The sequence below is a fragment of the Candidatus Pelagibacter sp. Uisw_094 genome, from assembly GCF_047729535.1.
Lineage (GTDB): Bacteria > Pseudomonadota > Alphaproteobacteria > Pelagibacterales > Pelagibacteraceae > Pelagibacter.
The window spans coordinates 342,898-365,393 of the sequence record NZ_CP159823.1; the positions used below are offsets into that span (position 1 = coordinate 342,898).

Genomic DNA, 22,496 nt, shown 5'->3' on the forward strand with positions numbered 1-22,496 from the left:
ATTAAAATAAAGCAGATTCTTTTTTAATATATCTATCTAAACTTTTTACCAATACGTCTTCTGTTTTAGTGAAAAAATGATTAGCATCACTTATAGCTTGAAAGTCAACTTTAATACCTTTTTGAGCACTTAATCTTTTATCTAGATCTACAATATGTTCCAAGGGAACTAACTCATCTTTTTTACCATAAATCATCAAACCCGAAGTGGGGCATGGAGATAAAAATGAAAAGTCATATACGTTTGGTTGTGGCGATATTGCAATAAATCTATTTATTTCTGGTCTTCGCATTAATAATTGCATTGCTATTAATGATCCAAAAGAAAATCCTGAAACCCAACATTGTGAGTTATCAAAATTTTCACGTTCTAACCAATCTAGTGCTGCAGCTGCGTCAGCTAGTTCTCCTTGACCATTATCAAATTCACCATCACTTTTTCCAACACCTCTAAAGTTTACTCTGCATACAGAAAATCCATTTTCCATAAAAGTATGAAATGTATCAACCACAACTTTATTATTCATTGTTCCTCCATATTGAGGATGAGGTTGCAATACTAGTGCTATTGGTGATGTAATTTTTTCACTTTTGTAATACTTGGCTTCCATTCTTCCGGCAGGTCCAGGTATAAAAACTTCTACTATTTTATTGTCCATAAATGATATTGATTATTATTCTCAAAAAAAAATACACTTATCATAACTAAGCGACAATATGTTATCTTTTTTACATATTGTATACTTGACTAATTTAGTCAAGATTGTATAAAAAGCCTTCTTAAATAAGGGTAAAATGAAATTAACATCAAAAGGTAGATATGCAGTAATGGCATTAGCTGATCTCGCTAAGTTTAATAGCGTTAATCCAGTATCTTTAAGAGATATATCGTTAAGACAAGGAATTTCCTTAGATTTTCTAGAACAAATTTTTTCTAAATTAAAAAAATACAATATTGTGAAAAGCATTAGAGGAACTAATGGTGGTTATATCTTAAACAAAGAACCAGAAGAAATTAAATTAGCAAATATACTTAGTGCTGTAGATGAAGAAGTTAAAACTGTTCAATGTAAAAAAGAATCTAAAAAAGGATGTAACAGCAAGACAACAAAGTGCATTACTCATAATTTGTGGGATGAACTTGAGATTCATATCAATAATTTTTTTGAACAAAAAAACTTAAAAGATCTTATTAACAATTCTTCAGAAAGTAGAAATTAAAATGGACGCAAGAGAAAAGGAAATAGAAAAATTAAAAGATTATAAATATGGTTTTTCAACTGATATTGAAAACACTCGAGCTCCTAAAGGTTTAAATGAAGAGGTAATTAAGTTTATCTCAAATATTAAAAAAGAACCACAGTGGATGCTTGATTGGAGACTAAAAGCATTTGAAAGACTAAAACAATTAAAAGAACCAAATTGGCAAAAACCTAAATATCCTAAAATAGATTATCAAAATCTTTATTATTATTCAGCACCAAAAAGTATGGATGATAAACCAAAAAGTTTAGATGAGTTAGATCCAAAATTATTAGAAACTTACAATAAACTTGGAATTCCCTTGCAAGAACAAGCAAGACTGAATGGAATTGCAGTTGATGCTGTATTTGATTCTGTTTCTGTTGCAACAACATTCAAGGGTGAGTTAAATAAAAAAGGAATTATTTTTTGCTCTATGTCAGAAGCGATACGAGAACACCCTGAATTAGTAAAAAAATACTTAGGTTCTGTAATTCCATTATCAGATCATTATTTTGCAACACTTAACTCAGCAGTCTTTACTGATGGGTCATTCGTTTATATTCCCGAAGGTGTAAGATGCCCCATGGAACTTTCTACTTATTTTAGAATTAATGCTACAGAAACAGGTCAATTTGAAAGAACTTTGATTATTGCTGATAAAGGAAGTTATGTAAGTTATTTAGAAGGGTGTACTGCACCAATGAGAGACGAAAATCAATTGCATGCTGCTAATGTAGAATTAATTGCACTAGATGATGCTGAAATTAAATATTCAACGGTTCAAAATTGGTACCCTGGAGATAAAGATGGTGTAGGAGGTATTTATAATTTTGTTACTAAAAGAGGATTATGTAAGGGGAAAAATTCAAAAATTTCATGGACACAAGTCGAGACAGGTTCAGCAATCACATGGAAGTATCCAAGTTGTATTTTAAAAGGAGATAATTCTGTTGGAGAATTTTATTCAATAGCTATCACCAATAATCATCAGAAAGCAGACACTGGTACAAAGATGATTCATCTTGGAAAAAATACAAAAAGCAAAATAATTTCTAAAGGTATATCGGCTGGTTTTGCTGATAATACATACAGAGGATTAGTAGATATAGCTAGAAGTGCTGATAATGCGAGGAATTTTACTCAATGCGATTCTCTTTTGATGGGTAACAAGTGTGGAGCACATACAGTTCCATACATAAAGAATAAAAATTCTAGCTCAAATATTGAACATGAAGCGACTACATCAAAAATTAGTGAAGAACAATTATTTTACTGTAATCAAAGAGGTTTAAATCAAGAAGAGGCTGTTAGTTTAATTGTTAATGGTTTTTGCAAAGAAGTGTTGCAGCAGCTACCAATGGAATTTGCTGTTGAAGCGCAAAAATTAGTTGGTATCAGTTTAGAAGGGAGTGTTGGTTAATGTTAACAATTAAAGATCTTAAAGCAAATATTGATAATAAAGAAATATTAAAAGGATTAAATTTAGAAATTAAGCCAGGGGAAGTACATGCAATTATGGGACCGAATGGATCTGGTAAAAGCACTCTATCAAATGTTCTTTCAGGGAAAAAAGGTTACACAATAACTGGCGAAGTAAAGTATTTTAATGAAAATCTTTTAGATTTAGAGATTGAAGAAAGAGCTCATAAAGGAATATTTTTAGCATTCCAATATCCACTTGAAATACCAGGAGTTAATACCAATATATTCTTAAAAACATCTTTAAATGCAATTAAAAAAGCTAAAGGTGAAAAAGAATTAGATGCCATTGAATTCTTAAAATTAGTTAAGCAAAAAGCAGGCGAATTAAAATTTGATGAAAAAATACTAAGCAGACAATTAAACGTAGGTTTTTCTGGTGGAGAAAAGAAAAAAAATGAAATACTTCAAATGTCTATATTAAATCCTAAGCTGTCTATTCTAGACGAAACAGATTCCGGACTTGATATCGATGCTTTAAAAATAGTTTCAGAAGGTGTTAATGCATTAAGAAGTAAAGAAAGTTCTTTTTTAATCATTACTCATTATCAAAGATTATTAGAATATATAAAACCAGATTTTGTGCATGTTTTAATTAATGGACAAATAGTTAAATCGGGTGGGTCAGAACTTGCATTAGAACTTGAAAACAAAGGATACGAAAGTTTAAGTTAGATTATGGAACAACTAAAAGTAGATTTTAATAAAGTCATAGAAAGTTTAAAACTTTCAGAGAAAAGTATAAATTCTAGAAAAGAAAACTTTAATCAATTTGTAGAGAATGGTTTTCCAAATAAAAGAGCGGAAGATTGGAAGTTTTCAGATTTGAATCAGATAATTTCTTCTAATATTGAAAATTTACGCTTTCATACCGACTTTGAAATAAGTGAGATTGATGAAACTACCTTTATTGATAAATTTGCACATAATAAAATAATTTTTCTTAACGGAGTAATTTCAAAAGTTGATTTTAGCTCTGAAGATGACACTAAAGTTTTGATAACAAGAGATTTAAATCAAAATGAAAATTCTAAAGAAGTTAATTCATTGGTTTCATTGAACAATGCTCTAATTGCCAGTTATATCAGAGTAACGGTTAAAGAGAACTATTCAATGAATGAGCCATTAATTATATACAATATTACAACCAAAGAACTTAAATCAACAGCGATCAATTTGAAAACAGACATTGTTCTTGAAAAAAATAGTAGTTTGAAACTCATAGATTTGTTTGATGATAGTTCTGAAAATAATTTTATAAATATAGTTCAAAATTTTGATATTGCACAAGATGCTATTCTTAAAAATTATAAGATTGATCATAAAAAAAATTCTAATATTAAATATTCTTATAATAATATTAATTTAGAAAAAAATAGTATTTCAGAAAATTTTATTTTTTCGACTGGGTCTAAATTTATAAAAAATGAAATTAATTGTAATTTAAATGATGAGTACAGCTCAGCATTTATTAATGGAATAATAAATTTAACAAACTCACAACATCATGAAATCAAAACTAATATTAATCATCTAGCTAAAAATACAAAAAGCTATCAATTAATTAAAAGTGTTTTAAATGAAAATGCAAAAGGTATTTATCAAGGTAAAATTTATGTAAACTCAAAAGCCCAAAAAACAAATGGGTATCAACTTAGTAAAGCTCTATTATTAAGTGAGAATACTGAATTTGATGGAAAACCAGAACTTGAGATCTATGCTGATGATGTAAAATGTTCTCATGGAGCAACATCTGGTAATTTAGATGAAGATGCAATATTTTACTTGATGTCTCGTGGTTTGAGTAATCAGCAATCAAAAGAATTATTAATTAAAGGATTCTTACTTGATGCAGTAGAAAAAATTACAGATATAGAAATTAAAGATTTAATTAAAAATATGATAGGAATTACAGAATGAGTATATCAGATATAAAAAATGAATTTCCAATATTTAGTAACAAGATTCATAATAATGATCTTGTTTATCTTGATAGCGCTAACTCATCTCAAAAACCACAATCAGTAATTGATAGAGTAAACGAGTTTTATACTAATGAATTTTCAAATACAGGCAGAAGTGTTCATTACTTAGCTGTGGCAGCAACTAATCTTTATGAAAATACACGATCTTCTGTTCAAAAATATATTAATGCTAAAGATAAAAATGAAATTGTATTTACTAAAGGTGCCACTGAAGCAATTAACCTTGTGGCTAATACTTTTGGCCAAAAATATTTGGAACATGGAGACGAAATTCTTATAACTGAACTTGAGCATCACTCTAATTATGTGCCATGGCATTTTTTAAGACAATCAAAAGGGATTAAGATTGAATTTGCAGAAATTAATGATGATGGTGAAATTACACTCGAAAGTATTGAAAAAAAAATAAATTCAAAAACAAAATTAATTGCTATTACTCACTTATCTAATGTGACTGGAGCCGTTTTGCCAGTTAAAGAGATAACAGAATTAGCTCACTCAAAAGGTATCGCAGTTTTAGTTGATGGTTGTCAGGGTGCACCACATTTAAAATTAGATATGCAAGATATTGACTGTGATTTTTATGCTATTTCATGTCATAAAATGTATGGACCAACTGGTCTTGGAGTGCTTTATGCTAAAAAAAAATGGTTAGAACAATTACCTCCTTATCAAGGTGGTGGTGGTATGATTAATGACGTTAAAAAAGACAGTATTACTTATGGTGATTTACCAAACAAGTATGAAGCAGGAACAATGGCAACAGCACAAGTTATTGCCTTTGATCAATCTATAAAGTTTCTAGAAAAAATTGGAATAGAAAGTATGATCAAACATGAACAAGAATTAATTGAATATGGACAAGAAATCTTAAAAAGAAATAATTCTGTTAAGTTAATAGGTAATCCTAAAAATAGAGCTGCAGTTTTATCTTTTACAATTGAAGGCGTACATCCACACGACATAGCCACTATATTAGATGAAGATGGTGTTGCTATAAGAGCCGGACACCATTGCTGTCAAATCTTACATGATAAATTAGGAATTTCAGCAAGCGCACGTGCTTCATTAGGTGTTTACAATACAAAGGAAGATCTAGACCAACTTAATAGCTCAATAAATAACTGTAAAAAAATTTTTAATTTATAATGAATATTAAAGAACTTTATCAAGAAATTATTTTAGAACATGGAAAAAATCCACGCAATCTAAGAAAGACAGAAAATTTTAACAAAGATGCAAAAGGTAATAACCCTTTATGTGGTGATAATGTTCATATATTTCTAAAATTGGATGAAGACAAAAAAGTACAAGATGTTTCATTTGAGGGAAGTGGCTGTGCAATTTCAATGGCATCAGCATCAATTATGACTGATTTAATGAAGGGAAAAGAAGAAGCTCAAGTCAAAGAAATTGTAAATGATTTTTTGGGTATGATTAAAGAAAACCCAGATTTAAAATCAAAAAATTTGCAGGAAGATGAAAAAACTAAGTTAATGTGCTTATCTGGAGTAAAGCAATATCCAATGAGAGTAAAATGTGCAACATTATCGTGGCACACTTTAATTTCTGCAATTGACAAAACTCAAGAAGAAATCAATACTGAAAACTAGATAAAATTATGGATTTAAGAGAACAAGTAATAGCTGAAATTAGAAAAATTTATGACCCTGAGATACCAGTTAATATTTATGAATTAGGTTTGATTTATGACGTTAAGGTAAAAGAGGATAAAGCTAAAATTATAATGACTTTAACTACACCCAATTGTCCTGTCGCTGAAAGCTTACCTCAAGAGGTTAAAGATAGTGCCATGCAAGTGGAAGGTATTAAAGAAGTTGATCTTGATTTAGTTTTTGAACCACCTTGGGAAAAGTCAATGATGTCCGAGGCAGCTAAATTGGAATTAAATTTATAATGAATCCAATAATTAAACTAAGTGATAATGCTGCAAGTCGTATTAAAGAAATTATGTCTGGAATTGAATCAAGCTCAATTGGTGTCAGGGTTGCAGTTAAATCTGGTGGTTGTGCAGGAATGTCATATGTTATGGAATATGCTAAAGAAGTTAATCCTACAGATGAGATTATCGAAGATAAGGGTGTAAAAGTGTTTGTTGATGCGGGAGCTGTAATGTATCTGCTCGGAACTGAGATGGATTATAAAAAAGAGGAGTTTTCTTCTTCATTTGTGTTCAATAATCCTAATGAATCTGAGCGTTGTGGCTGTGGAGAATCTTTTAAAGTCTAATATAACAAATACGCATATCAGTATTGCAATTTATGCATATCTAGGGTATTTAATGTGTATGAATAAATTTGAATTTAAAAATCTTGTTAAATCATTAGAAAAATCATTAAAAGAAAGAACATTCTTCAAGACTCTTCGAACGGAAGTAAATACTGGTGCTAATGGCACACAGGATTATGTTGTTAAAAAGGGAATTAACAAAGATAAAATCGCAACTACTAGACAGTAATAATTTTAGCTACTGTAATACATTTCAAACTCAACAGGATGAGGTGCATGTTCAAATCTATGTATCTCTTCAAATTTTAATGCAATGTAAGCATCAATTTGATCATCCGTAAATACACCACCTTCAGTTAAAAAATCTCTATCCTTATCTAAACTTTCCATAGCTTCTCTTAGGGAGCCACAAACAGTTGGGATATTTCTAACCTCTTCAGGAGGTAAGTCATAAAGATCTTTATCAAAAGATTCACCTGGATGAATTTTATTTTTAATACCATCTAAACCAGCCATAAGCATAGCAGCAAAAGTTAAGTAAGGGTTTCCTGATGCATCAGGAAATCTTATCTCACATCTAGCACCATTTTTATTTAAACTAATCGGTATTCTACAAGATGCAGATCTATTTCTTGCAGAGTAAGCTAACAGTACTGGTGCTTCAAATCCTGGTATTAATCTTTTATAACTATTTGTTGTAGAGTTTGAAAAAGCATTAATAGCTTTTGCATGTTTTAAAATACCACCTATATAATGTAATGCTATCTCTGATAATCCGGCATAAGCTTCACCAGAAAAAACGGGCTTATCATTTTTCCAAATTGATTGATGAATATGCATTCCAGAACCATTGTCACCAGCAACAGGTTTAGGCATAAACGTTGCTGTTTTTCCGAATGAATGAGAAACCATTTGAACTACATATTTATAAAGCTGAACATTATCTGCTGTTTCAACTAAAGTTCCAAAAACCATACCTAGCTCATGTTGACTTGGAGCAACTTCATGGTGATGTTTTTCAACCTTAACACCAACTTCTTTTAAACTTTTTAAATATTCACCTCTCATATCTTGTTCACTATCAACTGGAGGTACTGGGAAATATCCACCTTTAACTGGAGGTCTGTGACCCATATTTCCATTGGCATATATGGTTCCAGAATTATAAGGACCTTCTTTGCTGTCTATTATAAAACCGGTATTATTTGGATCGTTATTAATTCTAACATCGTCAAAAACAAAAAATTCGGGTTCTGGACCAAAAAATGCTTTATCACCAACTCCAGATTTTTTTAAATACTCTTCTGCTTTTTTCGCCGTTCCTCTTGGGTCTCTTTCGTAAGGAGATTTTTTAACAGCATCTAAAATGTCACAAAAAAGTATTAAAGTATTATGAGAGGTAAAAGGATCCATAACAAGTCTTGATGTATCAGGTTTTAAAATCATATCTGACTCGTTGATAGCCTTCCACCCAGCTATGGATGAACCGTCAAAAAATACACCCTCATTAAGCATTTCTTCGTCAACAATCGTATGGTCCATAGTTAAATGTTGAAGTTTTCCCCTAGGGTCAGTAAATCTTAAATCAATAAATTCAACTTCTTTATCTTTAATAAATTTTAATACATTACTAGCAGTCATAGTTTCTCCCTTTTTAAATTTTGTAGCTCATTATTAACAAATCTTTTTAAAATAATATTGCTTGATTAATAAATATCACCTATGCGTTTTTTACATATGAATTACAACATTATTTGCTAAATTAGCAATCAATTGTTAGTTGAAATATGAGCTTATTAGACAAAGAACCAGTTAAAAGAGTGGAAAAATTTCTCAAAGGTTTTGACCAATCTTTGGAAGTTATCGTACTTAATAATTCAGCCAGAACAGCAAAAGATGCTGCAATAGCTTTAGATTGTGATGTTGGTGCAATTGTTAAGAGCTTATTATTTAAAACTGGGGATAATTTTACCTTGTGTTTAGTGGCAGGTGACAAGAGATGCTCATTAAATAAATTAAAAAAAATTAAGAATATAAAAGATATTTCTATGGCTTCTCCAGAAGAAGTTAAAACTCAAACTGGTTATACAATAGGTGGTGTTTCACCAGTAGGTCATTTAAACAAGCTAGAAATTTTTATAGATAAATCTTTAGAAAGGTTTAATGAACTGTTTGCTGCAGCGGGACATCCAAACTGCGTTTTTAAGATTAATTTTAAAAATATTCAAAAAATTACAAATGGAAAAGTTGAAGATATAATTGAATGAGACAGCCTAAATTAATTGACTATACTTTATTAGTAATTTTATCTTTAATATGGGCTTCAGCTTTTTTTAATATAAAAATTGCAACAGAATCCTTTGGTCCTATTACAATTGCTTTCTTAAGAGTTTTTTTTGGATCAATTCCAGTACTATTATTATGTTTTTATAAAAAAATTAAAATAGAAGCTTTTTCAAAAGATTGGTATTGGTTTGCTATAATTGGATTTGTAAATTTAGTACTACCATTTTTTTTAATTGCCTACGGTGTAAAATCGGTTCAAAGTAATTTAGCAGCAATATTAATGTCAACTACACCATTAAGCTCAACTGTATTAGGACATTTTTTTACTAAAAATGAAAAATTTGATTTTATTAAAACTTTTGGAATATTAATTGGTTTTTCAGGAATAGTTTATTTATTTTCAGACAATTTTTTAATTAATGATAATAATTTTTTCTCTGCATTAATGATTTTACTTGGGTCAACTTGTTATGTCATAGGTGGAGTTTTAACTCTTAAAATCAGTGATAAAAAAAATGAGAATGTAACAGGCTCAATATTAATCTGGGCTATAATAATTTTGATACCCTTAGTTTCTTTTATAGAAAAACCTTGGGAAACTACACCCTCAATAGTGTCAAGTATTTCTGTAGTTTATCTTGGTTTAGTATCAACAGGTTTAGCATGGCTTCTTAGATTTAGAATTTTAAAGAACAATGGACTAATATTTCAGTCTCAAGTTTCTTATTTAATACCTATTTTTGGAATTATATTAAGTTATATATTTTTAGATGAGTTAATTACTGATAAAGTTTTAACTTCATTGTTAGCGGTTTTAGTTGGTCTTTATTTTGTAAAAAAAGCAGGAAATAAAAAGACTATTTAGGTTTAGTGATTAGTAAATTACTTCTTAAATAATATTTTAGCGTTAAAAGAAAAAGATCTTCTCTCACCATCTACGTTAAATGGGTATGCAGTATGCATCAAATAATTTGGAAAAATCAATAGATCCCCTAATTTAGGGTTTAAATTATAGATACTTTTACTCAAAAAGTGTGTTTGCCCATTAATAAAATCAATAGTTCCATTAGTTTTAAACTTTTTATTTTTAACAAGTTTATTTTGATTCATATTTTTTGGGATTTTAAGATAGCCAACTCCTGACAATTGTCCCTCATGATAATGAATAGGATTATATTCATTTTTTAATTGCCTAACTACCCATAGATTAATTATTCTAATTTCTTTAATTTTTTTTACATCAGACTTATCAAGATAAATTTTGATATTATTTATTAACTCTTTAGACAAACTTTTATTAACTAATGTTTTAGGTATCCTGATTTCATTTTTAATTTGACTTGCCAGTTTAGAGCTATAATCATTTTCTTTAGATAATTGAGACTTATCAATGTGATTATTTAATATAGTAATAATTTTTTTAGATAACTTACTTTTTCCTATAGTTGGTCCAAAAGCTCTAAATGTTTTCATATTTTATCTATAATAATTTAATACTTGTTTTATGCAAACAACTTCAGTCCCATTCGAATAGCGACAAATATGACAAGTGCCGATGTTACCAGAGCTAATATTCTTGCAGGAAAAATCTTAAGATTCAAAAAGTTTCCTAATTGACCGCCTAATAAAACAAATAGAAATAATGGCCAATAATCATAAATCCCATTTATCGTTGATGTTTTTGTAAATTGACCAGCAAGTCCTGATAAAGAATTAATTAGTATAAATAATGATGCTGCTGTTGCAATATTTTTTGCTTTGTCCACTCTAATTAATAACAATATAGGGCTTAAAAAAATACCACCACCAATTCCAACTATACCAGACACAAATCCAATAGATGCACCAATTAATAGTGATAATATTATTGGTATCTTTTTATAAACTTCAATTTTTTGATCAAAAGATTGAAATTTTATGAGAAGTAGAGCTCCTGCTAGTGCCAAAACAACAAAAAGTAAAATTTCAAAAACCTCTTTATCTATCGATAAAGATCCACCTATGAATGCAAGTGGAACAGATGATATTAAGTATGGGGTAAGTATCTTAAGATTGATATTCCCAGCTTTAATATAGTTAATACAATTTCCTGATACGACAATAATATTACAAAAGAGGGCAATTACAGGGAAGATCAAGTAAGGAACATCCCAAATTAATAGAAGAGCTAGATAGGTAGAGCCACCGCCAAATCCAACACTTGAATATAAAGTTGCTGTTAGAAGAAATAAAAATGATAATATAATCATAATAATTATTTTAAATTTATGATTGTAAATATAGCACTTTTAACAGTTACAGACACTAGAACTTTTGAGAATGATAAGTCAGGTGCGATCTTAGTAAAAAAAATAGAGGAGGCTAAACATAAATTAATAGATAGAAAAATTTGCAAAGATAACAAAGAAGACATTATTATAATCCTTAAAGATTGGATTAATCAATCTAAAATAGATGTTGTAATTACAACTGGTGGAACAGGGCTTACAGGTCGAGATATCACACCGGAGGCAGTGAATGAAATTGCTGATAAGCATATCCCAGGTTTTGGAGAAGTTTTTAGAACAATTAGTTTAAAGACAGTTGGCACTTCTGCTATTCAATCTAGAGCTTGTGCTGTGCTAGCTAATGGTAAGTATGTGTTTGCTCTACCAGGATCTTCAGGTGGTGTTACTGATGCTTGGGATGGAATTTTAAAACATCAGTTAGATATAAATCACAAACCTTGTAATTTTGTAGAACTATTTCCAAGACTTAAGGAAAAATAATTATTTTTGATATTTTTCTTTCCACTCTGGATAAGGCATTCCATAGACATGTTCTCGTGCATCTAAATCTGAAATTTCAATACCTTTTTTGTCTGCTTCTTCGCAATACCATTTTGATAAACAGTTTCTACAAAAACCAGCAAGGTTCATGATATCTATATTTTGAACATCTTTTCTTTCATCTAAATGCTTAAGAAGCCTTTCGAAAGTAGCAGATTGCAATTCTTTTTTTGTATTTTCATTCATAGTCAAATTATTAGACACATTTTAATTAAGCACAAGATGTAGGCTGTATTCAATCTTAAGTAGAAAATTAATAATATAATTAATGGATATTAATATCAATTTTTGTTTAGTTAAGAAATGGCTATTAAAAAGAAAAAAACAGCCAAAAAATCTAAACGTAAGGCCAAAAAAAAAATTAAGAAAAACTTGGTTAAGCGATTACCTAAAAATATTAAAAAAGTTAAGAAGAAAAAAGGTGTGACTAAAAAGAAGTTACTTAAGCCAATAAAAAAAAATAAGCTTAAGAATATTAATAAGAGAGAGAGGATAAAAATGAGTACAGAAACAGTAAAAGGTGGACGATCTCCGTTACTAGATACGTCTCACTTAAAAGTCAAATTTCCATTTAAAGAACAATATGGAAATTTTATAGGTGGTAAATTCGTTAAACCAAAATCAGGAAAATATTTTGATAATGTAAGCCCAATCAATAATGAAGTTATATGTTCCGTTCCAAGATCTGATGCACAAGATGTTGAGGCAGCACTTGATGCGGCACACGCAGCTTTTCCTACTTGGGGTGTTACATCAATAACAGAAAGATCAAATATTTTACTTAAGATAGCTGATGTTATTGAGAAAAACTTAGAGTTGTTAGCAACTGCTGAATGTTTAGACAATGGAAAGCCCATTAGAGAATGTATGGCAGCTGACTTACCATTAGTTGTTGACCATTGGAGATATTTTGCTGGAGTTATTAGAGCAGAAGAGGGGTTGGTTTCAGAAATAAGTAATAGTGAATATTCTTACCATATCCCTGAACCACTTGGTGTGGTTGCACAAATTATACCCTGGAACTTCCCATTATTAATGGCAACATGGAAACTTGCACCAGCTTTGGCTGCAGGAAATTGTGTAATCTTAAAACCAGCCGAACAAACACCAGCATCTATCTTGCTTTTAATGGAATTGATTGGAGACCTATTACCTCCTGGAGTTCTTAATGTTGTAAGCGGATTTGGTTTGGAAGCAGGAAAACCTTTAGCGTCATCTAAAAGAATTAGAAAGATTGCTTTTACAGGTGAGACTACAACTGGACGTTTGATCATGCAGTACGCGGCGCAAAACTTAATTCCAATAACTTTAGAATTAGGTGGAAAATCTCCAAATGTTTTCTTTGAAGATGTCATGGATCAAGATGATGACTTCTTTGATAAATGTCTTGAAGGTTTCACAATGTTTGCTCTCAATCAGGGTGAAGTTTGTACTTGTCCTAGTAGAGTATTAGTTCAAGAATCTATCTATGATAAATTTATGGAAAGAGCAATTGCTAGAACAAAAGCCATCGTCCAAGATAACCCCTTAAAAATGGAAACCATGATCGGTGCTCAAGTATCATTGGAGCAAATGGAAAAAATAAAATCTTACCTAGACTTAGGGAAGAAAGAGGGTGCTAAAGTTCTATGTGGAGGTGAAGTTGCCAACTTAAACAGTGGATTGGAAAAAGGAAATTATATCCAACCTACTATTTTTGAAGGTGATAACTCTATGAGAATATTCCAAGAGGAAATTTTTGGTCCTGTTGTATCAGTTACTAAATTTAAAGATGAAGCTCATGCATTAGAAATTGCTAATGACACTCTTTATGGTTTAGGTGCTGGTGTTTGGACTAGAAATGGGAATGTTGCTTATAGAATGGGAAGAGGAATCCAGGCAGGAAGAGTTTGGACAAACTGTTACCATGCTTATCCAGCTCATGCTGCTTTTGGAGGTTACAAACAATCTGGAATCGGCAGAGAAACTCATAAAATGATGCTTAATCATTATAGACAAGTGAAGAACTTACACGTGTCTTATAGTGAGAAAAAATTAGGTTTCTTTTAACAGATATATTATTCTGGCCCGTAAAATATACGGGCCATATAAAACTATGAAAGTATCAGCAACAAATTTAGCATTAGAATTAATTGAAGATTTAAAGAAAGATCATGGTGAAGAGCTTTTATTTCATCAATCAGGTGGTTGTTGTGATGGTAGTGCTCCAATGTGTTATCCTGTTAAAGAATTTTTAATAAGTGATGACGATGTATTAGTTGGAAAAATTGGAGGTATCCCTTTCTACATAAGTGAAACTCAGCACACAGCTTGGAAAAATACAGATTTAATCATTGATTGTATTAAAGGAATGGGTGGAATGTTCTCTCTAGATAATGGTACTGGAAGAAGATTTCTAACAAGGTCAGAAATTTGTGTACCTGAAAAAAGTCAATCTAATTAATTAAATCTCATTCTAATTCTTAGCGTAAGTAAAATTACTATAATAATAAGATAAATTAAAGGCTCTGCCGTAACTACTTTGACTAACCACAAGTAGTGAGTAATTCCTAATAAAGAAATTATATAAATAAGTTTGTGTAGTTTTTTCCATTTATCTCTTAACAACCTTATCATTCGTTTAGATGAAGTAAGAGCAAGTGGCACCAATAAAAGCCAAGCTAAAAATCCAGCAAATATAAATTTTTTTTTAACAATATCATCACTAATACTAGACCAATCAAAGCGATAATCTATTCCCACATATGTCATCATATGCGCTGATGCATAAAAAAAGACAAACAAGCCAAACATTCTCCTATAGCTAATCCAAAAATTTAATCTAGTAAATTTTTGTAGAGGAGTCATTGCAAGAGTTATTATAATAAAACGAAGAGTCCAATTACCAGTTACATGTGTAATTTCTTTTACAGGTTCAGGACCTAACTGGTTAAAGATAATTTGATAAAAAATAATTAATATTGGCAGTAAAGATAAAAAGAAAATTGGTACTTTTATATATTTATGCATATTTTATAAAAAAAGTTTAATTACTTAAAAGTTTTTCTTTAAATTCATACCTGAATATAAATTTGCAACTTCATCACCGTACCCATTAAACATTTCAGTTTCAATTCTAGGAGATAAAATACCCTCACCTATGACACGTTCCGTTGCTTGTGACCATCTTGGATGTGAAACGTTTGGATTAACATTTGAGTAAAACCCATATTCTCTTGGGGACGATTTCATCCAAGATGATGTAGGCATTTTTTCAACTAATTTTATTTTAACAATTGCTTTTGCACTTTTAAAACCATATTTCCAAGGAACAAAAATTCTTAATGGAGCTCCATTCTGATTGGGCAATGCCTTTCCATAAAGGCCAGTAACAACTGTTGTTATAGGATGCATAGCCTCATCAATTCTTAATCCTTCTCTGTATGGCCAATTTAAAACTGGATATCTTTGACCTTTCATCTGTTCAGGGTCATAAATACTTTCAAATTCAACAAATTTAGCAGTATTTTTAATAGATACTTTATTAAGTAATTTACTTAGAGAAAATCCCATCCAAGGAATAACCATGGACCAACCCTCAACACACCTAAGTTTGTAAATTCTTTCTTCAGAAGGAAATAAAGAAATTATTTCTTCAGCTGAAAGTGTAATTGGATTGTCTACTTCACCTTCAATAGTAACACTCCAAGGTTTAGTAACAAATTCTTGTGAATTTTTGAAAGGATCACCTTTTCCAGTCCCAAACTCATAATAATTGTTGTATCTTGTTATATCCTCATATGAAGTTAGTTCATTTTTATTTTGTGAATAAGCATTGTTTAAAAATGGTATGGTACTTAAGGATATTGAACCTACGCCTAAGCCAATAGATTTAATAAACTTTCTTCTTTTATTGTATATTTGTTCAGGTGTTATTTCTGAATATTTATATTTTTTCATATTTAATAGGATTACCTTTTAACCACTCGCTTTGTTCATTTTTATAATGTTCTTTTTTCCATATAGGTGATCTTTTTTTAATTTCTTCAATAATATATCTAGATAGTTCATAGGCTTCATCTCTATGTTTACAGGCAACTGCAATAATAATACTAGTTTCGCCAAGACCCACATAACCTTTAATATGTTCAATAAATACAGCTTTATCTAAAATTTTTAGCTTTTCAGTGGTTTCTTTATAAATCTCCTCAAAACTTTTTAATACCAATTCATCATGACTGTCATAAGTCATACCAACAACTTCTTTATTTTCATTAATATCTCTAACTGTTCCGTTAAAAATAATTGATGCACCATATGAGGAAGATTTTATAAAAGTTTCTGCAACAGAGGTTTTTATTTTATCTTCTTTAATATCTATAATTTTTGTATGTAGCATCAACCACCACCTATTGGAGGTATAATCCCAATTTTTTGATCTTTTATAATTTTAAAGTCATCATTGATAATATTATTATTTTCTGAGCAAAAAACAGAATTTTTTACAATTTTAATAAAACTCTCATTACCCTTAAAGTTTTTATCTAAATAATTAATTATTTCTTTCCTAAAATCTTTAATTTCAAGCTGCTCTTTTATATTGAATTCTAAGTAATCATTATTACTAAAGTCTCTACTTGCACCAAATAGTTCAAGTTTAATTTTCATTTTTTTAGTTTATTTGATAGTTTTAAACCATCAGTATTGAAGTTGCTTTTGTTTTCTTTAATATAATTATCTATTATCTTAATTTTTTCATTTTCAAATTCTGAAACTTTTCTTTTATCTAGGTTTATGTAGAGTGCTAAAACTTCAGTAGTAGCAGACAAAATATTATCAGTCTTGTTATACATTTCTAATTTATAATGCAGTCTTTTACTATCATGGTCTAAATGAATTAAACAAATATCTACTTCTTCACCCTCTTTGATTTCTTTTTGATAAGTGGTACTTGTTTCCACAACCATTGTGCTTCTTTTTAATGTTTTAGCAGAATGTTCACCCATTTGAAATTTTGATAAAATTTTTTCAGCACCCATATCAAATACCAAAATATAATAAGCTAAATTCATATGGTTGTTATAATCAGTCCACTCCTTCATTATCATTTTTGTAGTGAGCAGGACTGGCATTTTATTCTATTTCTGAGAGTATTTGCTCTGATAAGTTTTTAATTTCTTCCACAGCACTCCCTTTTTTTTGTTTTTCAACAGCCGTTTTTCCTTCACCCATAGAAGAAGTGTAAATTTGACGGTTCCCAATTATTGTCTTAGTTGATGATAAGTCCAAACTTTTTATAAAATCATTTGTTTTATCTATAAGCTTTGATCTTTGGTTGGATCTATTAATTTGTATTAAAATCTTTTTATTTGCTTGTTTTGCAATATCTGCAATTGCACCTGTTGCCCAAAAATCAACATGTGAAGCAGCCATTGGTATTAAAACTAAATCAGCAGCTTCTATTGAGGGTCGTGCATCTGACTCTATTTTTGGAGGAGTATCTATAATTACTATATCATGGTCTGCTTTTAATGTTTTAGACTCGTATTGGGCTCCCCATAAACTTGCAGTTTTAAAAGTTAAACCTTCGTTAGACACTTTTTTTTCTGTTCTTATCATAAACCATTTACCCAAACTTCCTTGAGGATCTGTATCAATAATGGCTACTTTTAAGTTATGATATTTAATAAATGCTAGAGCCAAATGTACTGAAAGAGTGGTTTTTCCAGTACCTCCTTTTTGTTGAGCGATAGTTATGACTTTTGAAAGCATTTTAAAGTAATATAATATACTTCGATAATATTCAGCAAAATAGAATCTACCTTATAAGTAAAGAGTAATTGAAAAGAGATTAGTTGTAATATTCTAGTAATGATTGAATCTATTCTCTGTTAATTTATTTAAATATTTTTTTTAAAAATCAGAATTTAAACACTTCTAAATTATATATATATTTATAATCAACATTATTTAATTGATTTGTGCGACAATAGAACGTTTAATATAGATAGAGAGAGAGATTTGAGTTAATGAACAAACTATTAATGCCACAAGACGTCGTTGGAGGTTCTTTTTGGTTAATATCTGTTGCAATGATAGGTGCAGCGATATTTTTCTTCCGTGAAAGTGGTCGGCTATCATCTAAATGGGGCACTGTAATGAATCTCATTGGAGTTATAGCTCTGATGTCTTCTATACACTACTTTTATGCAAAGAATTTATGGGTGATGAATGGTCAAGCACCTACAGCACTCAGATATATTGATTGGATACTAACATTTCCTCTTTCGATACTCACTTTCTATGTGATGCTTAGGTCTGTAACAGATGTGAAGCGTGGGATGTTCTGGAGATTGCTTGTTGGAACATTGATTTGGGTTATTGCACAACTTTTAGGAGCGTATGGTTACATGAGTGTAACTCTAGGGTTCCTTGTGGGTATTGTTGGATGGCTTTATATTATAGGAGAGCTTTATATGGGTGATGCCGGTAGAACTAATGCATCCTGCAATAATGAAAGCGTTCAAATGGCATTTTTTGCAAATAGACTAATAATAACGATAGGTTTTTCTATTTACCATATTGGGTACTTTATTGAGCATTTAGCAGGTGGTGCAAATATTAACAGTTTAAACATAATATACAATTTAGCTGATGTTTTGAATAAAATTATATTTGGAATGATAATTTATAGTGCAGCATTAGAGGATACTAAAAAAGGTAATAAGAATTAAGGAGGAATAATATATGACTAAAGGAGCAGACATAATAGCAGCAATAATTCTTGTTGCACTTGGAATAGCAATCATAGTTTATTTATTACACTGGCTATATAGAAGATCTTCAAAAGAAGTTTCATTTGTACGTACAGGTATGCTTGGCGAAAAAGTTGTTATTTCTGGAGGTGCTTTCGTCTTACCTATAATTCATAATATTACCCAAGTAGGAATGCGTACCTTGAGCTTAAGTATTGAGAGATCAGGAGAGAAATCTCTGATTACAAAAGATAGAATGAGAGCAGAACTAGTTACAGAATTTTTTACTAAAGTGCCACCAGAAGAGAAAGCTGTCTCAACTGCTGCACAAACTTTAGGTAATAGAACGCTAGATCCAGAACACTTAAAAGAAGTGGTAGCAGGTCGTTTTGCAGATGCACTTGGAGAGGTTGCAGCAAAGATGACTTTGGACGAGATACAAGAAAATCGTGGTCAATTTGTAAAAGAAGTTGCAAAAATTGCAAATGAATCAATAGGTCACACAGGTTTAGCACTTGAAACAGTTTCTATGATTTCTTTAGATCAAGCACCAATTGAAACATTTAATCCAGCTAATACATTTGATTCACAAGGTTTAACTCAATTAACAGAACAAATAGAATCTAGAAAGAAAAAAAGAAATGATATTACCCAAGATACAAAAATATCAATTGAAAATAAAAACTTAGAAACAATTCAAAAAGAACTAGAAATTAAGAAAAATGAGGAGTTTTCTAAATACCAACAAGAAAGAGAGATTGCTATTCAAAAAGCTACTGAGAGAACAGCAACAATAAAAGAAAAAGCTGAAAAAGAAAGAGAAGCTGAAGAAGCTGAAATAAGCAATCAAGAACAAATTGAAGTTGCTAAAATATCTCAGAATCAAGTTATCGAAGTTGAGAAAAAATTAACTGAAACACGACTTGTTGAAGAAATTGAAAAACGTCGAAAAGAACAAAATGAATTAGAAAAAAACTCTGCTTTTGAAATTAGACAAAAAGATCTAGAGATAGAAGTTAAGATCTTAGAATTAGATAAAGAGAGTGAATATGCTCGATTAGAAAAACAAAGAAATGTTGATATAAAACGTGCTCAAGAAAAAGCAACAATAATAAAAGAGCAATCAGAAAGACAAAGAGATTCTGAAGAGTCACAAATTATTTCAGAACAACAAATTAAAAATGCTAAAATTGAACAGCAAAAAAATATTGACTCACATAAAATAGAATCAGAAAGAGTAGTTAGACTTCTTGATATAGAAAAAGTTAAGAGATTGTCTATCGAAGAACATCAAAAAAATCTTGAGATAATTAATAAATCTAAACAAGTTTTAAAATCTAAAGCTGAAGAAGAGAATTCAAGAGGTAAAGCAATTGAAGCAGAAGAGAGAGCTAACTCAGCAAGATATGTTGAAAAAGCACAAGGTATTAAAAAGGTTGATGTTATTACAGCTGCCTCAAAAGCTGAGCAAGAAAGACATTCTACTATGGCAGCCAAACTAAGATATGAAATAGATGCTGCTGGTAAAGAATCTTTAAATGCTGCTGAAAATATTAGAAGTGATGCAAGTAGAAGAAGTGCGTTACGTTTAAAGCTTGCTGATAAAATTGAGTCTATTATTAGAGAAAGTGTTAAACCGATGGCAAACATTAATGACATAAAAATTATTGATGTTAATGGTTTACCTGGCTTTAGTGGAACTTCAGAAGGCTCTGGTGGAGGTGGTACTGGAGAAAGTGTTGGTACCAAAGATGGAGCAAGAAGTGGAAATTTAGCAGATAATGTTGTTAGCTCTGCATTACGCTATAGAGCTCACCAACCATTTTTAGATGGCTTACTTAAAGAAATAGGAATGGCTCCAGGAGAAGTCAGCAATATCAGAAATATTCTTGGAGATTATGAAAATCCTAAAAAAGATTTCCACATGAATTTTGATAAAGACCCAACCAAGGAAACTAAAGATCCTAAATAAAAGAATAAATAAATAATATGAGTAGTGATTTAGATAATTGGGCAAAAAAATATGAGGATCTTACCAATAGTGATGCAACTATTGCAGCTATGGCAAAATATTATTCATGCTCTTTTATGTTTGATATGGAAAAAGCAAAAGTCATTATAGAAATGCACGACGGTAAAGTAAAACACATCAATACTAATCCTGGACCTTTAGACCCATATGATTTTGCTCTTAGAGCATCTGCAAATACTTGGAAAGAGTTTAGTCAACCAATGCCAAAGCCCATGTATCACGGAATATGGTCAGCAAGCTTTAGAAAAGATCTAAAAATTGAAGGAAATCATTTAATATTAATGCAAAATTTGAGAAATTTTACGGTTCAATTTGAGTTACTTAGAAAATCAGGAGTACCAGTTTAAGATGAAACTTTTTGAATTGAGAGGAAATATTAAATGGTAAAGCATCATGACGTTGTTGGAAGATACGTTACAATCGAAGTTGATGATTGTGAATATAAAGTCTTCTATCTTCAAAATGGAAAAGGAATACCATTAATTTGCCAACATACTGCTGGTTGTCATAATCATCAATGGAGAGGTTTGCTCGAGGATGAGGAAATTATTAAAAATTATAATGTAATAGCTTATGATTTACCAAGACACGGAAAATCTGACCCACCTCATAATAAAGAATTTTGGAAAGAAGATTATAAGTTAACTGCAGATCATTTTTGTAACTTTATAGTTAAACTTTGTGAAGCACTTGATTTAAAAGACCCGATATTTATGGGATCATCTTTTGGAGGAAATGTAGCTCTTCAATTAGCTTTACGTCATCCAAATAAGTTTAGGGCAGTAATTCCAGTAGAGGCAGCAGACCATTCTCCAGGGTATTATCTAGACTGGTGGAGACATCCTCATGCCAACGCGGCACAAGTTTGTGGAAGTGGTACATGGGATTTAATGGCACCTCAATCTCCAGAAAAAGATAGATGGTTAACATGGCATTATTACACTCAAGGTGCAGAAGCTTTTAAAGGAGATTTGCATTTCTATTCAGTAGACCATGATTTAAGAAATGAGTTAAAAAATATTGATGGTCATAAGTGCCCAGTAATTATGATGACAGGAACTTATGATTATTTAACACCTCCTGAAGCGTCAGAAAACACAGCAAGACAAATAAAAGGTGGAGTTTATATTGAAATGCCAGATATTGGGCACTTTCCCATGAGTGAAAACCATGAATTGTTTAGAATTTATTTAATAGAAGCTTTAAAAATTATTAATGAAAGAACAAATAAATGATTAAAGAAAAAACTGGAACACAACTAAACCAGGCTCACTCGAGTGTAGATGATTTTAATACTAAAAAATATGTTCTACCTTTATTAAGAGATGAAAAAACTAGAAATAGACTAATAGAAGAACACAGAGCTTGTCCGGTTGGTAGAGCTCCTCAAAATGGTCAGGAAAAAGTAGAGCATAGTAAGGATTTAATAAGAGTTTTAGATAAATTAAGAAGACAACCAATGGCTGGTAAATTGCTTACTGTATGTAAAAGACCTCATGAAGATTACAGAATTGGAATTGCTAGTGGAGTTAGAGGACAACCAGTTGAAATTCTAGAAGAATCTTTTTCATCAGAAGAAGCTTGTGAGCATGCAATTTTCTTGAAAAGAATTGTAGCACTTTTAGATAAGTACGCAGAATAATTAATATTTAGAGAAG

Annotated in this window: 30 protein-coding genes; 19 read left to right on the forward strand and 11 right to left on the reverse strand. The window is 30.4% G+C overall.

What is annotated here, in order from left to right; genetic code table 11:
• Position 1 precedes the first annotated feature (1 nt).
• A complete protein-coding gene (locus tag ABXT72_RS01785) occupies positions 2–646 on the reverse strand; it encodes an alpha/beta hydrolase (protein WP_415279151.1) in 645 nt (214 codons plus the stop codon).
• 148 nt (positions 647–794) lie between these two features.
• Here ABXT72_RS01785 and ABXT72_RS01790 point away from each other — a divergent pair, with 148 nt between their 5' ends.
• From ABXT72_RS01790 to ABXT72_RS01830, 9 genes are read left to right on the forward strand one after another with little or no spacing between them, the layout of a single operon-like run.
• Positions 795–1,220, forward strand: a complete 426-nt coding sequence (locus tag ABXT72_RS01790; RefSeq protein ID WP_415278659.1) for an RrF2 family transcriptional regulator — start codon at positions 795–797, stop codon at positions 1,218–1,220.
• 1 nt (position 1,221) lies between these two features.
• Positions 1,222–2,664 carry a Fe-S cluster assembly protein SufB gene (gene sufB, locus ABXT72_RS01795; protein WP_415278661.1) on the forward strand — a complete coding sequence of 481 codons (1,443 nt, stop codon included), beginning with the start codon at positions 1,222–1,224 and terminating at the stop codon, positions 2,662–2,664.
• Complete coding sequence (gene sufC, locus ABXT72_RS01800; RefSeq protein ID WP_415278663.1) at positions 2,664–3,398, forward strand: Fe-S cluster assembly ATPase SufC; 735 nt, start codon at positions 2,664–2,666, stop codon at positions 3,396–3,398. Before sufB ends, sufC begins: the two co-directional genes overlap by 1 nt.
• 3 nt (positions 3,399–3,401) lie before the next feature.
• Entirely contained in the window at positions 3,402–4,643 is a 1,242-nt protein-coding gene (sufD, locus tag ABXT72_RS01805; RefSeq protein WP_415278665.1) for a Fe-S cluster assembly protein SufD, read from the forward strand.
• Complete coding sequence (locus ABXT72_RS01810; protein WP_415278666.1) at positions 4,640–5,857, forward strand: aminotransferase class V-fold PLP-dependent enzyme; 1,218 nt, start codon at positions 4,640–4,642, stop codon at positions 5,855–5,857. Before sufD ends, ABXT72_RS01810 begins: the two co-directional genes overlap by 4 nt.
• Complete coding sequence (gene sufU, locus ABXT72_RS01815; protein WP_415278667.1) at positions 5,857–6,321, forward strand: Fe-S cluster assembly sulfur transfer protein SufU; 465 nt, start codon at positions 5,857–5,859, stop codon at positions 6,319–6,321. The genes ABXT72_RS01810 and sufU overlap by 1 nt, the downstream gene beginning before the upstream one ends.
• Positions 6,322–6,329: 8 nt before the next feature.
• The gene (locus tag ABXT72_RS01820; RefSeq protein WP_415278668.1) at positions 6,330–6,626 is read left to right on the forward strand and encodes an iron-sulfur cluster assembly protein; all 297 of its coding nucleotides are present in this window, start codon (positions 6,330–6,332) and stop codon (positions 6,624–6,626) included.
• Entirely contained in the window at positions 6,626–6,958 is a 333-nt protein-coding gene (locus tag ABXT72_RS01825; protein ID WP_415278669.1) for a HesB/IscA family protein, read from the forward strand. The genes ABXT72_RS01820 and ABXT72_RS01825 overlap by 1 nt, the downstream gene beginning before the upstream one ends.
• A 58-nt stretch (positions 6,959–7,016) precedes the next feature.
• Positions 7,017–7,187, forward strand: coding sequence for a hypothetical protein (locus ABXT72_RS01830; protein ID WP_169036262.1), 171 nt, complete (start codon positions 7,017–7,019; stop codon positions 7,185–7,187).
• A 5-nt stretch (positions 7,188–7,192) separates the two neighbouring features.
• Here ABXT72_RS01830 and glnA read toward each other — a convergent pair whose 3' ends face one another.
• Positions 7,193–8,599 (reverse strand): type I glutamate--ammonia ligase, encoded by a 1,407-nt coding sequence (gene glnA, locus ABXT72_RS01835; RefSeq protein ID WP_415278671.1) that lies wholly within the window; start codon positions 8,597–8,599, stop codon positions 7,193–7,195.
• A 146-nt stretch (positions 8,600–8,745) separates the two neighbouring features.
• Between glnA and ABXT72_RS01840 the strand changes: the two genes are divergently transcribed.
• Both ABXT72_RS01840 and ABXT72_RS01845 read left to right on the forward strand, forming a co-directional pair.
• Complete coding sequence (locus tag ABXT72_RS01840; protein WP_415278673.1) at positions 8,746–9,225, forward strand: YbaK/EbsC family protein; 480 nt, start codon at positions 8,746–8,748, stop codon at positions 9,223–9,225.
• The gene (locus ABXT72_RS01845) at positions 9,222–10,109 is read left to right on the forward strand and encodes a DMT family transporter (protein WP_415278674.1); all 888 of its coding nucleotides are present in this window, start codon (positions 9,222–9,224) and stop codon (positions 10,107–10,109) included. The genes ABXT72_RS01840 and ABXT72_RS01845 overlap by 4 nt, the downstream gene beginning before the upstream one ends.
• Before the next feature lie 17 nt (positions 10,110–10,126).
• On the opposite strand, the gene ABXT72_RS01850 is transcribed toward ABXT72_RS01845, so the two are convergent.
• Both ABXT72_RS01850 and ABXT72_RS01855 read right to left on the reverse strand, forming a co-directional pair.
• The gene (locus tag ABXT72_RS01850; protein WP_415278675.1) at positions 10,127–10,717 is read right to left on the reverse strand and encodes a 2OG-Fe(II) oxygenase family protein; all 591 of its coding nucleotides are present in this window, start codon (positions 10,715–10,717) and stop codon (positions 10,127–10,129) included.
• Between the two features lie 29 nt (positions 10,718–10,746).
• Positions 10,747–11,493 (reverse strand): sulfite exporter TauE/SafE family protein, encoded by a 747-nt coding sequence (locus ABXT72_RS01855; RefSeq protein WP_415278676.1) that lies wholly within the window; start codon positions 11,491–11,493, stop codon positions 10,747–10,749.
• A gap of 18 nt (positions 11,494–11,511) precedes the next feature.
• Here ABXT72_RS01855 and ABXT72_RS01860 point away from each other — a divergent pair, with 18 nt between their 5' ends.
• A complete protein-coding gene (locus ABXT72_RS01860; protein ID WP_415278677.1) occupies positions 11,512–12,012 on the forward strand; it encodes a molybdenum cofactor synthesis domain-containing protein in 501 nt (166 codons plus the stop codon).
• Here ABXT72_RS01860 and ABXT72_RS01865 read toward each other — a convergent pair whose 3' ends face one another.
• A complete protein-coding gene (locus tag ABXT72_RS01865; protein ID WP_415278679.1) occupies positions 12,013–12,258 on the reverse strand; it encodes a DUF1244 domain-containing protein in 246 nt (81 codons plus the stop codon). It abuts the gene before it with no gap.
• 312 nt (positions 12,259–12,570) lie between these two features.
• Between ABXT72_RS01865 and adh the strand changes: the two genes are divergently transcribed.
• The gene (gene adh / locus ABXT72_RS01870; protein ID WP_415279153.1) at positions 12,571–14,121 is read left to right on the forward strand and encodes an aldehyde dehydrogenase; all 1,551 of its coding nucleotides are present in this window, start codon (positions 12,571–12,573) and stop codon (positions 14,119–14,121) included.
• A gap of 46 nt (positions 14,122–14,167) precedes the next feature.
• Positions 14,168–14,515, forward strand: a complete 348-nt coding sequence (locus ABXT72_RS01875) for a DUF779 domain-containing protein (RefSeq protein ID WP_415278681.1) — start codon at positions 14,168–14,170, stop codon at positions 14,513–14,515.
• Here ABXT72_RS01875 and ABXT72_RS01880 read toward each other — a convergent pair.
• The 6 genes from ABXT72_RS01880 to parA are packed head-to-tail and all read right to left on the reverse strand — an operon-like array spanning position 14,512 to position 17,823.
• Entirely contained in the window at positions 14,512–15,081 is a 570-nt protein-coding gene (locus ABXT72_RS01880; RefSeq protein WP_415278682.1) for a sulfite oxidase heme-binding subunit YedZ, read from the reverse strand. The two genes, ABXT72_RS01875 and ABXT72_RS01880, sit on opposite strands and share 4 nt — an antisense overlap.
• A gap of 24 nt (positions 15,082–15,105) precedes the next feature.
• Positions 15,106–16,011 (reverse strand): protein-methionine-sulfoxide reductase catalytic subunit MsrP, encoded by a 906-nt coding sequence (msrP, locus tag ABXT72_RS01885; RefSeq protein WP_415278683.1) that lies wholly within the window; start codon positions 16,009–16,011, stop codon positions 15,106–15,108.
• Positions 15,998–16,450 (reverse strand): molybdopterin synthase catalytic subunit, encoded by a 453-nt coding sequence (locus tag ABXT72_RS01890; RefSeq protein ID WP_415278684.1) that lies wholly within the window; start codon positions 16,448–16,450, stop codon positions 15,998–16,000. The genes msrP and ABXT72_RS01890 overlap by 14 nt, the downstream gene beginning before the upstream one ends.
• Entirely contained in the window at positions 16,450–16,719 is a 270-nt protein-coding gene (locus tag ABXT72_RS01895; RefSeq protein ID WP_415278686.1) for a molybdopterin biosynthesis protein MoeD, read from the reverse strand. Before ABXT72_RS01895 ends, ABXT72_RS01890 begins: the two co-directional genes overlap by 1 nt.
• The gene (locus tag ABXT72_RS01900; RefSeq protein WP_415278687.1) at positions 16,716–17,183 is read right to left on the reverse strand and encodes a thioesterase family protein; all 468 of its coding nucleotides are present in this window, start codon (positions 17,181–17,183) and stop codon (positions 16,716–16,718) included. Before ABXT72_RS01900 ends, ABXT72_RS01895 begins: the two co-directional genes overlap by 4 nt.
• Before the next feature lies 1 nt (position 17,184).
• Positions 17,185–17,823 (reverse strand): ParA family partition ATPase, encoded by a 639-nt coding sequence (parA, locus tag ABXT72_RS01905; protein WP_415278689.1) that lies wholly within the window; start codon positions 17,821–17,823, stop codon positions 17,185–17,187.
• Positions 17,824–18,080: 257 nt separating this feature from the next.
• On the opposite strand from parA, the gene ABXT72_RS01910 reads away from it, so the two are divergent.
• Genes ABXT72_RS01910 through ABXT72_RS01930 form a run of 5 tightly spaced genes read left to right on the forward strand, consistent with a single transcriptional unit; the run spans position 18,081 to position 22,480 of the window.
• A complete protein-coding gene (locus ABXT72_RS01910; protein ID WP_415278690.1) occupies positions 18,081–18,785 on the forward strand; it encodes a bacteriorhodopsin in 705 nt (234 codons plus the stop codon).
• Between the two features lie 13 nt (positions 18,786–18,798).
• Complete coding sequence (locus ABXT72_RS01915; RefSeq protein WP_415278691.1) at positions 18,799–20,778, forward strand: flotillin domain-containing protein; 1,980 nt, start codon at positions 18,799–18,801, stop codon at positions 20,776–20,778.
• A gap of 17 nt (positions 20,779–20,795) precedes the next feature.
• Positions 20,796–21,185 carry a hypothetical protein gene (locus ABXT72_RS01920; protein WP_415278692.1) on the forward strand — a complete coding sequence of 130 codons (390 nt, stop codon included), beginning with the start codon at positions 20,796–20,798 and terminating at the stop codon, positions 21,183–21,185.
• Positions 21,186–21,218: 33 nt separating this feature from the next.
• Positions 21,219–22,073: an alpha/beta fold hydrolase gene (locus ABXT72_RS01925; RefSeq protein ID WP_415278693.1), complete on the forward strand. Its 855-nt coding sequence runs from the start codon at positions 21,219–21,221 to the stop codon at positions 22,071–22,073.
• Positions 22,070–22,480 carry an inner-membrane translocator gene (locus tag ABXT72_RS01930; RefSeq protein WP_415278694.1) on the forward strand — a complete coding sequence of 137 codons (411 nt, stop codon included), beginning with the start codon at positions 22,070–22,072 and terminating at the stop codon, positions 22,478–22,480. Before ABXT72_RS01925 ends, ABXT72_RS01930 begins: the two co-directional genes overlap by 4 nt.
• Positions 22,481–22,496 lie beyond the last annotated feature (16 nt).

Excerpts from the sequence above, each read along its gene's own strand:
- ABXT72_RS01790 (WP_415278659.1), top strand. The coding sequence starts at position 795 with ATGAAATTAACATCAAAAGGTAGATATGCAGTAATGGCATTAGCTGAT.
- sufB (WP_415278661.1), top strand. The coding sequence starts at position 1,222 with ATGGACGCAAGAGAAAAGGAAATAGAAAAATTAAAAGATTATAAATAT.
- sufC (WP_415278663.1), top strand. The coding sequence starts at position 2,664 with ATGTTAACAATTAAAGATCTTAAAGCAAATATTGATAATAAAGAAATA.
- sufD (WP_415278665.1), top strand. The coding sequence starts at position 3,402 with ATGGAACAACTAAAAGTAGATTTTAATAAAGTCATAGAAAGTTTAAAA.
- ABXT72_RS01810 (WP_415278666.1), top strand. The coding sequence starts at position 4,640 with ATGAGTATATCAGATATAAAAAATGAATTTCCAATATTTAGTAACAAG.
- sufU (WP_415278667.1), top strand. The coding sequence starts at position 5,857 with ATGAATATTAAAGAACTTTATCAAGAAATTATTTTAGAACATGGAAAA.
- ABXT72_RS01820 (WP_415278668.1), top strand. The coding sequence starts at position 6,330 with ATGGATTTAAGAGAACAAGTAATAGCTGAAATTAGAAAAATTTATGAC.
- ABXT72_RS01825 (WP_415278669.1), top strand. The coding sequence starts at position 6,626 with ATGAATCCAATAATTAAACTAAGTGATAATGCTGCAAGTCGTATTAAA.
- ABXT72_RS01830 (WP_169036262.1), top strand. The coding sequence starts at position 7,017 with ATGAATAAATTTGAATTTAAAAATCTTGTTAAATCATTAGAAAAATCA.
- glnA (WP_415278671.1), bottom strand. The coding sequence starts at position 8,599 with ATGACTGCTAGTAATGTATTAAAATTTATTAAAGATAAAGAAGTTGAA.
- ABXT72_RS01840 (WP_415278673.1), top strand. The coding sequence starts at position 8,746 with ATGAGCTTATTAGACAAAGAACCAGTTAAAAGAGTGGAAAAATTTCTC.
- ABXT72_RS01845 (WP_415278674.1), top strand. The coding sequence starts at position 9,222 with ATGAGACAGCCTAAATTAATTGACTATACTTTATTAGTAATTTTATCT.
- ABXT72_RS01850 (WP_415278675.1), bottom strand. The coding sequence starts at position 10,717 with ATGAAAACATTTAGAGCTTTTGGACCAACTATAGGAAAAAGTAAGTTA.
- ABXT72_RS01855 (WP_415278676.1), bottom strand. The coding sequence starts at position 11,493 with ATGATTATATTATCATTTTTATTTCTTCTAACAGCAACTTTATATTCA.
- ABXT72_RS01860 (WP_415278677.1), top strand. The coding sequence starts at position 11,512 with ATGATTGTAAATATAGCACTTTTAACAGTTACAGACACTAGAACTTTT.
- ABXT72_RS01865 (WP_415278679.1), bottom strand. The coding sequence starts at position 12,258 with ATGAATGAAAATACAAAAAAAGAATTGCAATCTGCTACTTTCGAAAGG.
- adh (WP_415279153.1), top strand. The coding sequence starts at position 12,571 with ATGAGTACAGAAACAGTAAAAGGTGGACGATCTCCGTTACTAGATACG.
- ABXT72_RS01875 (WP_415278681.1), top strand. The coding sequence starts at position 14,168 with ATGAAAGTATCAGCAACAAATTTAGCATTAGAATTAATTGAAGATTTA.
- ABXT72_RS01880 (WP_415278682.1), bottom strand. The coding sequence starts at position 15,081 with ATGCATAAATATATAAAAGTACCAATTTTCTTTTTATCTTTACTGCCA.
- msrP (WP_415278683.1), bottom strand. The coding sequence starts at position 16,011 with ATGAAAAAATATAAATATTCAGAAATAACACCTGAACAAATATACAAT.
- ABXT72_RS01890 (WP_415278684.1), bottom strand. The coding sequence starts at position 16,450 with ATGCTACATACAAAAATTATAGATATTAAAGAAGATAAAATAAAAACC.
- ABXT72_RS01895 (WP_415278686.1), bottom strand. The coding sequence starts at position 16,719 with ATGAAAATTAAACTTGAACTATTTGGTGCAAGTAGAGACTTTAGTAAT.
- ABXT72_RS01900 (WP_415278687.1), bottom strand. The coding sequence starts at position 17,183 with ATGCCAGTCCTGCTCACTACAAAAATGATAATGAAGGAGTGGACTGAT.
- parA (WP_415278689.1), bottom strand. The coding sequence starts at position 17,823 with ATGCTTTCAAAAGTCATAACTATCGCTCAACAAAAAGGAGGTACTGGA.
- ABXT72_RS01910 (WP_415278690.1), top strand. The coding sequence starts at position 18,081 with ATGAACAAACTATTAATGCCACAAGACGTCGTTGGAGGTTCTTTTTGG.
- ABXT72_RS01915 (WP_415278691.1), top strand. The coding sequence starts at position 18,799 with ATGACTAAAGGAGCAGACATAATAGCAGCAATAATTCTTGTTGCACTT.
- ABXT72_RS01920 (WP_415278692.1), top strand. The coding sequence starts at position 20,796 with ATGAGTAGTGATTTAGATAATTGGGCAAAAAAATATGAGGATCTTACC.
- ABXT72_RS01925 (WP_415278693.1), top strand. The coding sequence starts at position 21,219 with ATGGTAAAGCATCATGACGTTGTTGGAAGATACGTTACAATCGAAGTT.
- ABXT72_RS01930 (WP_415278694.1), top strand. The coding sequence starts at position 22,070 with ATGATTAAAGAAAAAACTGGAACACAACTAAACCAGGCTCACTCGAGT.